This is a genomic window from Bradyrhizobium sp. OK095, from assembly GCF_900109945.1.
In the GTDB taxonomy this organism is placed as follows: Bacteria; Pseudomonadota; Alphaproteobacteria; order Rhizobiales; family Xanthobacteraceae; genus Bradyrhizobium.
Map to the genome: position 1 here is coordinate 35,401 of NZ_FOBX01000015.1, position 13,503 is coordinate 48,903.

14 protein-coding genes are annotated in these 13,503 nt (G+C 65.4%); 9 read left to right on the forward strand and 5 right to left on the reverse strand.

Going from position 1 to position 13,503, the window contains the following annotated elements:
- Positions 1-36: 36 nt before the first annotated feature.
- Genes BMW89_RS30985 through BMW89_RS30995 form a run of 3 tightly spaced genes read right to left on the reverse strand, consistent with a single transcriptional unit; the run spans position 37 to position 3,786 of the window.
- Positions 37-1,551 carry an acyl-CoA synthetase gene (locus tag BMW89_RS30985; protein ID WP_092033267.1) on the reverse strand — a complete coding sequence of 505 codons (1,515 nt, stop codon included), beginning with the start codon at positions 1,549-1,551 and terminating at the stop codon, positions 37-39.
- 24 nt (positions 1,552-1,575) lie between these two features.
- On the reverse strand, positions 1,576-2,760 hold the full coding sequence (locus tag BMW89_RS30990; protein ID WP_092033272.1) for an ABC transporter substrate-binding protein: 1,185 nt from the start codon (positions 2,758-2,760) through the stop codon (positions 1,576-1,578).
- A gap of 51 nt (positions 2,761-2,811) precedes the next feature.
- Complete coding sequence (locus tag BMW89_RS30995; RefSeq protein WP_092033741.1) at positions 2,812-3,786, reverse strand: NAD(P)H-dependent flavin oxidoreductase; 975 nt, start codon at positions 3,784-3,786, stop codon at positions 2,812-2,814.
- Between the two features lie 182 nt (positions 3,787-3,968).
- Between BMW89_RS30995 and BMW89_RS31000 the strand changes: the two genes are divergently transcribed.
- Positions 3,969-4,856 (forward strand): LysR family transcriptional regulator, encoded by an 888-nt coding sequence (locus BMW89_RS31000; RefSeq protein ID WP_092033277.1) that lies wholly within the window; start codon positions 3,969-3,971, stop codon positions 4,854-4,856.
- Here BMW89_RS31000 and BMW89_RS31005 read toward each other — a convergent pair.
- Positions 4,853-5,506 carry a DNA-3-methyladenine glycosylase family protein gene (locus BMW89_RS31005; RefSeq protein ID WP_092033281.1) on the reverse strand — a complete coding sequence of 218 codons (654 nt, stop codon included), beginning with the start codon at positions 5,504-5,506 and terminating at the stop codon, positions 4,853-4,855. The genes BMW89_RS31000 and BMW89_RS31005 overlap by 4 nt on opposite strands.
- Before the next feature lie 96 nt (positions 5,507-5,602).
- Here BMW89_RS31005 and BMW89_RS31010 point away from each other — a divergent pair, with 96 nt between their 5' ends.
- The 3 genes from BMW89_RS31010 to BMW89_RS31020 all read left to right on the forward strand — a co-directional run bounded on the left by BMW89_RS31010 (position 5,603) and on the right by BMW89_RS31020 (position 8,698).
- A complete protein-coding gene (locus BMW89_RS31010; RefSeq protein WP_092033286.1) occupies positions 5,603-6,457 on the forward strand; it encodes a nucleotidyltransferase domain-containing protein in 855 nt (284 codons plus the stop codon).
- A complete protein-coding gene (gene gluQRS / locus BMW89_RS31015) occupies positions 6,457-7,326 on the forward strand; it encodes a tRNA glutamyl-Q(34) synthetase GluQRS (protein ID WP_177196446.1) in 870 nt (289 codons plus the stop codon). Before BMW89_RS31010 ends, gluQRS begins: the two co-directional genes overlap by 1 nt.
- A 103-nt stretch (positions 7,327-7,429) precedes the next feature.
- Positions 7,430-8,698 (forward strand): ATP-binding protein, encoded by a 1,269-nt coding sequence (locus tag BMW89_RS31020; RefSeq protein WP_092033295.1) that lies wholly within the window; start codon positions 7,430-7,432, stop codon positions 8,696-8,698.
- Here the strand turns inward: BMW89_RS31020 and BMW89_RS31025 are convergent.
- The gene (locus tag BMW89_RS31025) at positions 8,625-9,518 is read right to left on the reverse strand and encodes a YihY/virulence factor BrkB family protein (protein WP_092033300.1); all 894 of its coding nucleotides are present in this window, start codon (positions 9,516-9,518) and stop codon (positions 8,625-8,627) included. The two genes, BMW89_RS31020 and BMW89_RS31025, sit on opposite strands and share 74 nt — an antisense overlap.
- A gap of 173 nt (positions 9,519-9,691) precedes the next feature.
- On the opposite strand from BMW89_RS31025, the gene BMW89_RS31030 reads away from it, so the two are divergent.
- The 5 genes from BMW89_RS31030 (at position 9,692) to BMW89_RS31050 (ending at position 13,372) form a co-directional block, all read left to right on the forward strand.
- The gene (locus BMW89_RS31030; protein ID WP_092033304.1) at positions 9,692-9,886 is read left to right on the forward strand and encodes a twin transmembrane helix small protein; all 195 of its coding nucleotides are present in this window, start codon (positions 9,692-9,694) and stop codon (positions 9,884-9,886) included.
- A 2-nt stretch (positions 9,887-9,888) separates the two neighbouring features.
- A complete protein-coding gene (locus BMW89_RS31035) occupies positions 9,889-10,461 on the forward strand; it encodes a cob(I)yrinic acid a,c-diamide adenosyltransferase (protein ID WP_092033307.1) in 573 nt (190 codons plus the stop codon).
- Positions 10,462-10,600: 139 nt separating this feature from the next.
- The gene (locus BMW89_RS31040; protein WP_092033311.1) at positions 10,601-11,350 is read left to right on the forward strand and encodes an electron transfer flavoprotein subunit beta/FixA family protein; all 750 of its coding nucleotides are present in this window, start codon (positions 10,601-10,603) and stop codon (positions 11,348-11,350) included.
- Entirely contained in the window at positions 11,350-12,300 is a 951-nt protein-coding gene (locus BMW89_RS31045; protein WP_092033315.1) for an electron transfer flavoprotein subunit alpha/FixB family protein, read from the forward strand. Before BMW89_RS31040 ends, BMW89_RS31045 begins: the two co-directional genes overlap by 1 nt.
- Before the next feature lie 190 nt (positions 12,301-12,490).
- Entirely contained in the window at positions 12,491-13,372 is an 882-nt protein-coding gene (locus tag BMW89_RS31050) for a 3-hydroxybutyryl-CoA dehydrogenase (RefSeq protein WP_092033319.1), read from the forward strand.
- Positions 13,373-13,503 lie beyond the last annotated feature (131 nt).

Below are 13,503 nucleotides of genomic sequence, written 5' to 3' on the forward strand. Positions count from 1 at the left end.
TCAACATAGTTTTAAACGCTGTTCGTTCGCTGCCCGCTAGCTGTGGTTCGCCCAGTAAGGATCGCGCAGCTTGCGCTTGAAGATCTTTCCGGTCGCCTCGCGGGGCAGCGCGTCCAGAAACTGAACCTCTTTCGGCACCTTGAAGTTGGCCAGCCGCTCGCGCAGCCAAGCCTGCACCGCGGCGGCGGAGAGCTGCGCGCCTGTGTCCGGCTCGATGCAGGCGCACAGCCGCTCGCCATATTCCGCGTCGGGGATGCCGAACACCGCGCAATCGCGCACGCCGGGCATCGCGATCAGCACGTTCTCGATCTCGGCAGGATAGATGTTGACGCCGCCCGAGATCACCATGTCGCGCTTGCGGTCGCACAGGAACAGATAGCCGTCTCCGTCGAGATAGCCGACGTCGCCGACGCTGACGAGGCCGTCGCGGCCTGCTTCGGCGCGGGCCTGCGCCTTGCCGTGATAGTCGAAATCGGGCACGGCCGTCTGGCGCATGTAGATTTCGCCGATCTCGTTGGCACCGCAGAGGCTGCCGTCGTCGCGGAAGACTGTGACGATCCCGCCTTCGATGGCGCGGCCGACCGTGCCCGGCTTCTTCAGCGCCTCCTCGGCCGAGTGCCACACCGGAATGCCGGTCTCGGTCGAGCCGAAATATTCGTTGATGACCGGTCCCCACCACGCGATCATGTCGCGCTTGATCTCGGGCGGGCAGGGTGCGGCGCCATGCACGACGAAACGCAGTGACGAGAGGTCATAGCGCTGTCTCACGGCGTCGGGCAGCCGCAGCAGCCGGACGAACATGGTCGGCACCATGTGAATGTGGGTGACGCGGTGGCGCTCGATCAGCGCCAGCAGCTCCTCCGCGTCGAACCGCGCCTGGAGGATGATGGTGCAACCGCTGCGGAACGCCAGCATGCCGTAGGAATGTGGCGCCGAGTGATACATCGGGCCGTTGATCAGCACGATTTGGTTGTCCCGCGGCTTGATGCCATAGGCGATCGCGCCGACGCGTTCGGAGGCCGCTGCCTGCTCGGGCTGCATCGGCATGCGCCGCACGCCCTTCGGCATGCCCGTGGTCCCCGACGTGTAGATCATCGCCGCGGCCCGGCGCGGCGGCTCCTGCGTTTCCGGATAGCCGTCGCGCCAGCGGTCCCAATCGGTCAGCTCCGCCGAGACCTCGGTCAGATCAGCGGGAATCGCGAAGGTCGCTGCGAGCTCGGGCGGCGTCGCGACGACGAGAAGGCGGACATCCGACGGCAGGCCGGAACTGATCTGCGGCAGCAGATCGGCATGGCAGACCAGGATTTTTGCGCCGCTGTCGGTCAGGATGTAGCGGACTTCCTCGGCCTTGAGATGCCAGTTGATCGGCACCACCGGACTGCCCAGCGCGGCGGAGGCCGCAACCACCTCGAACAACGCAAAATCGTTGCGCAGCATCATGGCGACTGGGGCGCCCTCGGCCAGGCCTAGCCCGCGAAGCCCGCTCGCCGCCCGCCGGATGCGGGCCTGGATCTCGTCATAGCCGATCCGGTATTCGCCGCTGATGATCATGGCGTGTCCTCACTTGGCTTGAGTCTAGCGATCATCCAGCACGTCGCCAAACCCTACCCAGCTCTTGCCGTTGAAGCGCCGGAGCTGAAGTTGCTGGAACGGCAGATAGTCGTCGGGACCGGTCGTAACCGACATGCCCGGCAGCAGCAGCGGCAGCTTCACCTCTTTCAGTGAGGCCGCCTGGCGCATGATGTTGTCGCGGCTGAAATCGTCCTTGCAGGCCCTCAGCACCGTCATCAGCAGCGTCGCGTAGTGGTAGCCGGCCGCGTAGTTGGAGTTGGAGAGGTCCGCGGTCGGCATGTATTGCTTCATGAAGGCGAAGTACTCCTTCACGCCGGGATCGTCGGCCCATTGCCGGTCCATCGTGTCCTTCTGGTTGCTCGACGAGATCAGGCCGACCGCGTTGTCGAGGCCGGCCGGCTCGAGGAACGAGATCGACGACGCCGAGGTCGGCACGAAGAACAGCTCGGGCTTCCAGCCGATCTCGGCCACGCCCTTGACCATCTGCGAGGTGAATTTGCCGAGCACCACGCCGAACAGGACGTTCGCGCCTGACGCCTTCAGCGTCGAGAGCTGCGAGCTGATCGTCGGCGCGCTGGTCTCGTAGCTCGCCTCCGCGATGATCATGCTGGCGGCCTTGGCGCCAAGCGTGCGCTTGAAGCCGGCGACATAGTCGCGGCCGAAATCGTCGTTCTGGGACAGGATTGCGATCTTGGCGTCGGGCTTGGACTTCAGGATGTACTTGGCATAGACGACACCCTCGGATTCGTAGGCCGCCATGCCCGGCATCGTCCACGGGTTCTTCTGCGGATCGGCCCATTTCGTCGCGCCCGAGAGCACGAACAGCTGCGGCACCTTTTTGGCGTTGAGGTAGCGTTGCACGGCGCTGTTGGTCGCGGTGCCGAGCGAGCCGAACATCATCAGCACCTCGTCCTGCTCCACCAGCTTGCGGGTCTGCTCGACCGTCTTCGGCGGCGAGTAGGCGTCATCAAGCGTGATGAACTTGACCTTGCGCCCGTTGATGCCGCCTTCGGCATTGACCTTCTCGAAGAACGCCTCCTGCGTCCGTCCGATCGCGCCGAAGCCGGAGGCCGGACCGCTATAGGGCAGGGTCTGCCCGATGCGGATCTCGTCGCTGCCTTCGGCAAGGGCGCTCCCCGCGCCGAGCGTCAGCAACGACATGCCGATCAGTGCGGCTGCCAGCTTCATGATGTCCTCCCGTTGTTCTTGTCAGTCCAGTTTTCTTGTCGGATCAGGCCGTCAGGCGCTGGCGCGCAGCAGGAAATCCTGCCGGGCCTGATCGAATTCCGCCTTCATCCGGTCGACGAGGTCGGCGACCGGCGGCGCGTCGGTGATCTGGCCGATGCCTTGGCCCGATCCCCAGATGTCACGCCACGCCTTGGATTTCGAGTTGCCGCCGGAGCCGAAGTTCATCTTTGACTTGTCGGCGACCGGGAGATTGTCCGGATCGAGCCCGGCCGCGGCGATCGAGGGTCCGAGATAATTGCCGTGCACGCCGGTGAACAGGTTGGTGTAGACGATGTCGTGCGCGGCGTGCTGCGTCAGCGCGGACTTGTAGGCCTCGTCGGCATTGGCTTCCCGCGTCGCGATGAAGCGCGTGCCCATATAGGCGAGGTCGGCGCCCAGCGTCAGCGCGGAGGCGATGCCAAAACCGTCGCTGATCGCGCCCGACAGCAGGATCGCGCCGTCGAACCATTGCTTGACCTCGCGCACCAGCGCGAAAGGCGACAGCGTGCCGGCATGTCCGCCAGCGCCGGCGCAGACCAGGATCAGGCCGTCGACGCCCTGCTCGGCGGCCTTGCGCGCGTGCTTGACGTTGATGACGTCGTGGAACACCAGCCCGCCATAGGAATGTGCGGCCTCGACAAGCTCCGCCGGCGGTCGCAGCGAAGTGATGATGATGGGCGCCTTGTGCTTCACACAGGTCTCCATGTCCTTCATCAACCGGTCGTTGGAAGCATGGCAGATCTGGTTGACGGCGTAGGGCGCGACCTTCTTGCCGGGATTGCGCGACTTGTGTTCGCCGAGCTCGTCCTCGATGCGGCTCAGCCACTCGTCGAGCTTCTCGACCGGGCGGGCATTGAGCGCGGGAAACGAGCCGACGATTCCGGCCTTGCACTGGGCGATCACCAGCTCTGGCCCGGAGACGATGAAGAGGGGCGAGCCGACGACGGGCAGCTCCAGATTGTTCTTGAGCAGGGCGGGTAGTGCCATCCGATCCTCCTGACAACGCGCGTCAACGGCCTGCCGGCCGATTGTGAGCGCTTCCATGTCGATTGTCGCGCCGGCGGGGGTGTCCGCCGCCCAGCGCTTTGACCCCACTATAGGGTTGGACGGCGGACAGGGGATCGTTCAATATTGAACATGCGTATCTTCAAGTTTGAACGGAGCCGGGGGTGGACTGGGATCTCTGCAAGACCTTCGTCGCGGTCGCCGACACCGGCAGCTTCACTGCCGCTGCGCGACGGCTGCACGCCAGTCATCCGACCATCAGCCGCAAGATCGCGGCGCTGGAGGCGCAGCTCGGCACAAAACTGCTGGCGCGCGCCGCGGATGGATTCGTGCTCACCGCCGATGGGCGTACGCTCCGCGAACATGCGGAGGCGATGGCGGTCGCAGCACTCCGCGCCGAGGCCGCCGTTGGCGCCGGCGGGCGCAAGGCGCGCGGCACGGTCAAGCTGTCGATCGGAGCGACGCTGGCCTCGCACTGGCTGATGCCGCGGCTGCGGTCCTTCCTGGGCGCGCATGATCACATCCGGCTCGAGATCATTACCCACCCGTTCCCGGCCAGCGTGCGGCGCCGCGAGGCCGACGTCGTGCTGCGCCCGGTCGACAGCGGCGAAGAAAATCTGGTCGGCCGCAAGGTCGGCCGTCTCGGCACCGGCTTCTATGCCGCGCGGGATTATGCCGCCGGCCGCTCCTTGCCGGAACGGAGCGGCGAGTGGAAGGGGCACAGCGTCATCGGATTTGCCGACCAGGATTCCAACGCGCAGCTGGCGCGCTGGAGCGATACGATCACGCGTCAGGGCACCATGGTGATGCGCTGCTCGTCGCAGGGCGACATGCTGGCGGCGGTGCGGGCAGGAATCGGAATCTCCGCGCTGTCCTGCTTCGTGGCGGAGAGCTACCCGGACCTGGTGCGCGTCGCGCCGCAAAAACTCGTCAGCATCGCCGATCTCTGGCTGCTCGCTCATCCCGACCTGGTCGAGCTGCCCGCGGTGCGTGCCGTGGTCGACTTCGTGGCGGAATGCGCCCGTGCCGATCGTGAGCGGTTGCGCGGCTAGTTTGACCCCGTGAGCACGCCCTCGCGCTTCTTGATCACGCGATAATAGCTCCACCACAGATGCGCGGCCGCGCCGCGCAGCGGCCGCCATGGCTCTGCCAACGGCGCCATCTGCTTTTCCGTCGGCCGCGCCTGGAGCCCCAAGCCAACCTTGATTCCCTCCTGCACGGCGATGTCGCCGGCCGGCCAGGCATCGCCATGGCCGAGGCAGAACAGCAGATAGACATCGGCCGTCCACGGCCCGATGCCGGGCAACGCGATCAACGTGTGGTGCGCGGCCTCGGCGTCTTCTTCGGCGAGCACGTCGAGGTTCAGCCGCTGCGAGCTGATCTCGCGCGCAAGATGTTTCAGCGTCTTGATCTTGGCGGCTGAGAGGCCGAGCCGCCCCAGCCGGTCGGTGCGGGCGCGGCGCACCGCATCATGGTCGAACGGATCGAACGCCGCCGACAGCCGCCCCCAGATCGCCGCGGCGCTCGCGGTCGAGAGCTGCTGCCCGCAGACGATGTGCGCGAGCCCGGTAAAGCCCGGTTCGCGCCGCCGCAACGCCGGCATGCCCGCGATTTCGAGCACCGGCTTGAGCCGCGGATCGCGCTTGATCAGCGCGTGGACGGCCTCTTCGAGATCGGATTGGGTTTCGAGGTGGATGGTCATGATGACACCGGCTCGCGGCAATGCGGATTTCGCGTCCTGTGGACGGCTCGGGACGAGGAGATTAAGACCATACTATCGTGATCTCGGAAGCGCCGGATGACTTTGAGACATATTCCTGTGGAGATGGACGGCGAGAAAGTCGCCCTGATCGATGCCATGCTGGACCGTGTCGTCGCTGAGCATCGCGTCTTCCTGCCACTGGCCATCGAAAGCGGAAGCCGGGCCTGGGGTTTTGCCTCTCCCGACAGCGACTATGACTGCCGCTTTGTCTATGTGCGCCGGGCGGTCGATCACATCACGCCGTGGGCAAGTCGCGATGTCATTGAACTCCCGTTCGAGGGCGATCTCGATGCCAATGGATGGGATTTGCGCAAGGCGCTCCAGCTCCTGTTGAAGGGCAATGCGGTCATTGTGGAGTGGCTGTGCTCGCCGGTCGTCTATCGGGGGGAGGCCTGGTTTCGTGACGCGTTTCTGGCGTTTGCCAGAGAGGCGGCGAGCCGGGAAGCCGTTTGCCGCCACTATCTTCATCTCGGCGAGCGTCAGCGGCGGGTCTATTTCGGCGACGGAACGAGCGTTCCGCAAAAGAAGATCTTCTATGCACTTCGGCCCGCCGCCGCCTTGCGATGGCTGCGCATGCGTCCCGCTGAAGCCGTTGCGCCGATGAATTTTCCGACCCTCATGGAGGAGTGTGATCCGCCGGGCGAACTGAGAGCGGAAGTCGCGGGTCTCATGGAGCGGAAGGCGATTACGCACGAACTCGGCTCGGCACCCCTGCCGCTCGCGGTGGCCAGCTTCATCGATTCGGAATTCGAGCTTGCGCGCGGGGTGTTTGAGGCAGGTGCGGCAGGCGCATCGCAAGAGATGATCCTTCGGGCAGAGCAATTTTACCGCGGCGTGGTGGAACGCCTCGAACGGGAGAGCGGCACCACCCTTCCGTTCCGGCTCGACTGATGCCACCCGTTTTCCGATTTGCCCCCAGCCCGAACGGCCTTCTCCATCTTGGCCACGCCTACTCCGCGCTGCTGAACTTCGATCGCGCGCGCGAGGCCGGCGGGCGGCTGTTGCTGCGGATCGAGGATATCGATGCGACCCGCTGCCGGCCGGAGTATGAGACGGCGATTGACGAGGACCTCGCCTGGCTCGGGATTGTCTGGGAGACGCCGGTGCGGCGGCAGTCAGAGCATCTGGCCGATTATCGCGCCGCGCTGGAAAAACTCTCCGCGCTCGGCCTCGTCTATCCCGCTTTCGAAAGCCGCGCCGAGATCGCAAAGTTGGTGGCCGCGCGCGAGGCCGACGGGCTGTGGCCGCGCGATCCCGATGGTGCGCCGCTTTATCCCGGCGATGCGAAGGCGCTGGCCGCGGATGAGCGTGCGCGCCTGATCGACACCGGCGTGCCTTACGCGCTGCGGCTCGACATGGCGGCCGCCTGCCGGCGCGTCGGTGGCCTGACCTGGGACGAGCTGGGCGAAGGGCCCGATGGCGAGCACGGCCTCGTCCCGGCGCGGCCCGAGGCCTGGGGCGACGTCATCCTGGCCCGGAAGGAGACGCCGACCAGCTACCATCTGTCCGTGGTCGTCGACGACGCGCTTCAGGGCGTCAGCGAGGTGGTGCGCGGCCAGGACCTGTTTCACGCCACCTCGGTCCACCGCCTGCTCCAGGTCCTGCTCGGCCTGCCGCACCCCGTCTATCGCCACCACGCCCTGATTCACGACGAAGCAGGCCGGAAGCTGTCGAAATCGACGCGCGCGACCGGGTTGGGCGAGTTGCGCGCGGAAGGTATCTCGCCTGCCGGTATCCGCCGGTTGGTGGGATTAGGCTAAGTTTCTCTGGGGGTTAGCAAAACGCCGCCGTGACTCCGGGGGTTCCGCCGTGCCATGCTTGCCGAGGGGCCAGAGTTCGAAGGGGATACTTCGAAGGGGAGTTATGGCGGCGAAAACGCGTCCAGCGCGCACTACGCGGACGTCCAGGCAACCGCCTCGGAAGCGGTCCGGGGCGGCCCGCACGGTGCGCAAGCGCAGCACCAAGGTGGACGCGCCGGACGTGGTCCAGGCGGCGCTGGCCGCCTTTGCCCACGAAGTCCGCACCCCCCTGACCGGAATTCTGGCGATCAGCGACCTGCTCGCGACCTCCGATCTCGGTGAGCGGGAGCGGCGCTGGGCCGACACCATCAAGGCCGGCGCCGAGCATCTGGCGAGCCTTGCCACGCTGTTCGTCGATGCCGCCAGAACCGGCAAGGGGAAGGGCGGCAGCACGCTGCGGCAGGATTTATTCGATTTGCGGACGCTGGCGCGCAGCGCCGGCGATTCGCTGGCCGGGCGTGCTGCGGCGAAGGGCCTCCAGGCCCAGGTCGAGATATCCGATAAGCTGCCAGGGCTCGTGGTCGGCGATCCCGTCCGTTTGCGTGCTGCGCTCGAAAACCTGATCGACAATGCCGTCAAATTCACCGAGCACGGCGGCGTCGCGCTCGCGGTCGCGCCCTGGCGTTCCGCCAAGGGTAAAGCGAAGGGCAAGACGAAGGGCAGGGTGGGCGTCGCCTTCTCGGTCTCCGACAGCGGCATCGGCCTGACCATGGCCGAGATCAACCGGCTGTTCCGCCCGTTCACCCAGGCCAATGTCACCATCGCCTCGCGCTTCGGCGGCGCAGGCCTTGGGCTGTCCTCGGTGAAGCAATTGGCGCGCGCGATGGGCGGCGACATCTCGGTCGCGCCACGCCGCGGCGGCGGCGCTACTTTCACATTGACGATGTCGCTCGACGCGACGGGACCGGCCAGGTCCCGCAAATCGAAGGGCGAAGCCGAGGCGGATGCGGTGGCCGCGCTCCGCGTGCTCAGCGTTGAGGACAATCCGTTCGGCCGCGTCGTGCTCAATACGATCCTCACCGAACTCGGCCATCATGCCGAGTTCATCGGGCGCGGCGAGGATGCGGTGAACCGGCTGGAGCGGGGCACCTTCGACGCGGTGCTGATGGACATGGTGCTGCCGGGCATCAACGGCGTCGAGGCGATCAGGCGGATCCGTACCATGCCGGCGCCGCTGGCTCAGATCCCCATCATCGGCGTGTCCGGCCGCGGCGAGGACGAAGCGGCCTCGCGCGAGGCCGGCGCCGACGCCTTCCTGGTCAAGCCTGTGTCTCCGCGGGCTCTAGCGACTGCGCTGCTTGAAGCGAAACGCCGTGAGGAAGCCGCGACTTGATGATCGCGGCGTTGAGTTCGCCGCCGTAAACGAAGATCGCGGCGATGAAATACAGAAACACCAGCGCGATGATCACCGAGGCGAGCCCCGCATACATCGTCACGTAATTGTTGGCGAAGCGTGCCAAATATTGTCCGAACACGATACCCGAGATCAGCGACGCGACAATGGTGAAGACGATGCCGGGCAGGATCTGGAGGAAGCCGCGCCGGCCCGCCGGAAGCCAGGCGTGCAGGATGATCAGCGCCACCACCAGCGCGGCGATGGTGATGCCGTAGCGCAGCCAGGTCAGGATGCTCTCGTTGGATTCGACGAACAGCGGGATGTGCTGCCGCGCCGCCTCGATAAAGAGCGGGCCGAGCACGATCAGGAACGCCATGGCGAGCGCGGTGAAGGCCGCAACCAGCGTGTAGCCGATCGATTCCAGCCGCAGCCAGTACCAGCGCCGCATCTCCACCACCGCATAGGCGCGGTTGAGCGCGACGCGAAGCGCCTCGACGCCGTTCGAGGCGAAGTAGACCGACAGCACCGCGCCGATCGTCAGCACGCCGCTGCGGGTGGTGGTGAGCACATCGTGGATCTCGCCGGAGAGCGAGTCGGCGACCTGCTTCGGCCAGACCTGGAGCATCAGCCCGGCCGCCTGGTCGGCGAGCTCCTTGGAACCGAAGAAGCCGGCGAGCGAAGTCAGCACGATCAGGAACGGGAACAGCGCCATCAGGGACGACAGCGCGATGTGGCTCGCGATCGCCCAGCCGTCGTCGGCCAGGAACGTGTAGAGCGCGTCCATCACGACGACATAGATGTAGCGGATTGCCTTCACGCGCCCACCTACATCGCTGGTGCTGCTCCCTCTTCCCGCGCGCGGGAAGAGGTGAAGAAGGCAGACAATTGGCGCAAATCGAAAATCATTCAGCTACCATCTGATATTATTGGCTTAAAAGCCAGATCGCGAACGCGATAGCGGACCGGCGCGCACGGTGTTATCACCCCCCGATGGCATCTCTCCTGAGTACTTTCATCCTGCCGGTGGCAGCCGGCGCCGTGGCGTTGGTGCTGCTGCTCGGTCTCATCAACATGATGCGCGGCGGCTCGCCCAACACCTCGCAGAAGCTGATGCGCTGGCGTGTGCTGTTGCAATTCGTGGCGATCGTCATCGCCATGCTCTCGGTCTGGGCGATGGGGCGCTGAACATGGTCGTACTCAATCGCATTTATACGAAGACCGGTGACGACGGCACGACAGCGCTCGGAACTGGCGAGCGCCGTCCGAAATACGACCTGCGCATCGAGGCCTATGGAACGGTTGACGAGACCAATGCCGCGATCGGCGTGGTGCGCCTCCATACCAAGGACGCATCCGAACTCGACGCGATGCTCGGCCGGATCCAGAACGATCTGTTCGATCTCGGCGCCGACCTCGCGGTGCCCGAGCGTGAGGGTAAAGCGGAACGGCTGCGGGTGGTGGCAAGCCAGGTCGAGCGGCTCGAGCGCGACATCGACGCGCTCAACGACAGGCTGGCGCCGCTGACCTCCTTCGTGCTGCCGGGCGGCACGCCGGCCGCCGCCCATCTCCACGTCGCGCGTACGATATGCCGCAGGGCGGAACGGGTGATGGTGGAACTGGCGGCCCGGCCCAACGAGCCGGTCGGCGCGGCTGGCATCCAATATATGAACCGCCTGTCGGACTTCCTGTTCGTGGCGAGCCGCGCCGCCAACCATAACGGCGCCGGTGACGTGCTCTGGGTTCCGGGCCAGAATCGCTGACCCCAGAATCCCCGACCCATTGAGCCCGACATTTCTAAGGTCTAAAATGACCCCTTCGCGCGTTGACCGGGCCGGATCAGGCCTTTAGGTTCCGCGCCAGTTGAATAACCCCCTTCCCAAATTGAGTGAAAGAGGATCGATGAAGGTCTTGGTGCCGGTAAAGCGGGTGGTCGATTACAACGTCAAGGTCCGCGTCAAGAGCGATGGATCGGGCGTTGAACTCGCCAACGTCAAAATGTCGATGAACCCGTTCGACGAAATCGCGGTCGAGGAAGCGCTGCGCCTGAAGGAAGCTGGCAAGGCCACCGAGGTCGTTGTGGTTTCCATTGGACCGGCGCAGGCGTCGGAGACGATCCGTACCGGACTCGCCATGGGCGCCGACCGCGGCATCCTGGTAAAGGCCGACGGCATTGTCGAGCCGCTGGCCGTCGCCAAGATTCTCAAGAAGATCGCCGACGAAGAGCAGCCCGGCCTGATCATTCTCGGCAAGCAGGCGATCGACGACGACAGCAATCAGACCGGCCAGATGCTGGCCGCGCTGCTCGGCTGGTCGCAGGCGACCTTCGCCTCGAAGCTCGAGGTCGACGGTTCTGACTTCAAGGTCACCCGCGAAGTCGACGGCGGCCTGCAGACCGTAAAGCTGAAGGGACCGGCGATCGTCACCACCGATCTCCGTCTCAACGAGCCACGCTACGCCTCGCTGCCCAACATCATGAAGGCCAAGAAGAAGCCGATCGCGGACAAGACCGTCGCCGATTACGGCGTCGATATCACCGCGCGCCTCGAAGTTCTGAAGACGACGGAGCCCGCGGGCCGCAAGGCAGGCGTCAAGGTCAAGGACGTCGCCGAGCTTGTGTCGAAGCTCAAGAACGAAGCCGGGGTGCTCTGATGACGACGCTGTTGATCGCTGAACACGAACACGAGGTCCTCAAGGACTCCACCAACAAGGCGCTGACCGCGGCTTCCCAGCTTGGTGGCGACGTTCACGTGCTGGTCGCCGGCGGCGGGCAGGGCACCAAGGCTGCGGCCGAGGCGGCCTCGAAGCTCGCCGGCGTTGCCAAGGTGCTGGTCGCCGAGGGCGAGCCCTACGCGCACGATCTCGCCGAGCCGCTGGCCGCGCTGATCGTCTCGCTGGCGCCGTCCTATGACGCGATCATCGCGCCCGCGACCTCGCGCTTCAAGAACGTGATGCCGCGCGTCGCAGCCCTGCTCGACGTCATGCAGGTTTCGGAGATCACCAAGGTGGTCGCGCCCGATACCTATGAGCGCCCGATCTACGCCGGCAACGCCATCCAGACGGTGAAGTCGAAGGACGCCAAGAAGGTCATCACGGTCCGCACCTCCACCTTCCAGGCGGCTGTGGCCGGTGGCAGCGCCCCGGTCGAGAGCGTTCAGGCCGCGGCCGATCCGGGCCTGTCGTCCTTCGTCGGCGAGGAAGTCGCCAAGAGCGATCGTCCCGAGCTGACCTCGGCCAAGATCATCGTCTCCGGCGGACGCGCCATGCAGAGCCGTGAGAATTTTGCCAAATACATCGAGCCGCTCGCCGACAAGCTCGGTGCCGGTGTCGGTGCCTCGCGTGCGGCGGTCGACGCCGGCTATGCGCCGAACGACTGGCAGGTCGGCCAGACCGGCAAGGTCGTGGCTCCCGAGCTCTATGTCGCCGTCGGTATTTCCGGCGCGATCCAGCATCTGGCCGGCATGAAGGACTCCAAGGTGATCGTTGCGATCAACAAGGACGAGGACGCGCCGATCTTCCAGGTCGCCGACTATGGTCTGGTCGCCGATCTCTACCAGGCGGTTCCTGAGCTCACCGAGGCGCTCGGCAAGCTCGGCAAGTAAAAATGGAGTAAAAACACCGGCCGGAGTGCTACACTCCGGCCGGTGTTTCTTTTTCGAGGCGTTTTCTTTGGCGTGGGGCACGCCTTCGAAGCGATCAAATCTAGGTTTCGAGCCAAGGTTCTGATTAAATCGGACCTCCCGGCTTGGGGATAACAGGCGCGATGTGCGCGCCGTTCCGGTGGATGACATTATGGCGGCAGTGATCAAGAAGGTCGGCGTGATCGGCGCGGGGCAGATGGGCGGTGGCATCGCGCATGTTGCGGCGCTGGCCGGCTTCGACGTGGTCCTCAACGACATCTCGGCCGACCGTCTCAAGTCGGGCATGGCTACCATCAACGGCAATCTGGCGCGGCAGGTGTCCAAGAAGGGCGTGACCGAGGACGACAAGGCCAAGGCGATTGGGCGCATCACGCTCGCCGAAAAGCTGGACGGCCTCGCCGACTGCGACCTCGTGATCGAGACCGCGGTCGAGAAGGAAGAGGTCAAGCGCAAGATCTTCCACGAGCTTTGCGCGGTGTTGAAGCCGGAGGCGATCGTCGCTTCCGATACCTCCTCGATCTCGATTACGCGTCTTGCTGCCGCCACCGACCGGCCCGAGCGCTTCATCGGCATTCATTTCATGAATCCGGTGCCGCTGATGGAGCTGGTCGAGCTGATCCGCGGCATCGCCACCGACGATTCGACCTTCGAGGCCTCCAAGGAATTCGTCGCCAAGCTCGGCAAGCAGGTCGCGGTCTCCGAGGATTTCCCGGCCTTCATCGTCAACCGTATTCTGCTGCCGATGATCAACGAGGCGATCTACACGCTGTATGAAGGCGTCGGCAACGTCGAGGCCATTGATGCTGCGATGAAGCTCGGCGCCCACCATCCGATGGGCCCGCTGGAGCTTGCCGATTTCATCGGCCTCGATACCTGCCTGTCGATCATGCAGGTCCTCCACGAGGGCCTCGCCGACTCCAAATACCGCCCGTGCCCGCTGCTGGTGAAATACGTCGAGGCCGGCTGGCTCGGCCGCAAGACCCAGCGCGGCTTCTACGACTACCGCGGCGCCAAGCCGGTTCCGACGCGGTAGGACTCTCTCGTGCCCCGGACGCTGCGCAGCGCGTTAGCGGTGCGCTGCAGAGCCGGGGCCCAGAGGCGGCGTGCACACTGAAGCATGGGTCCCGGCTCTGCGGTGCGTCACCATAGTGCGTCGAAGACGCG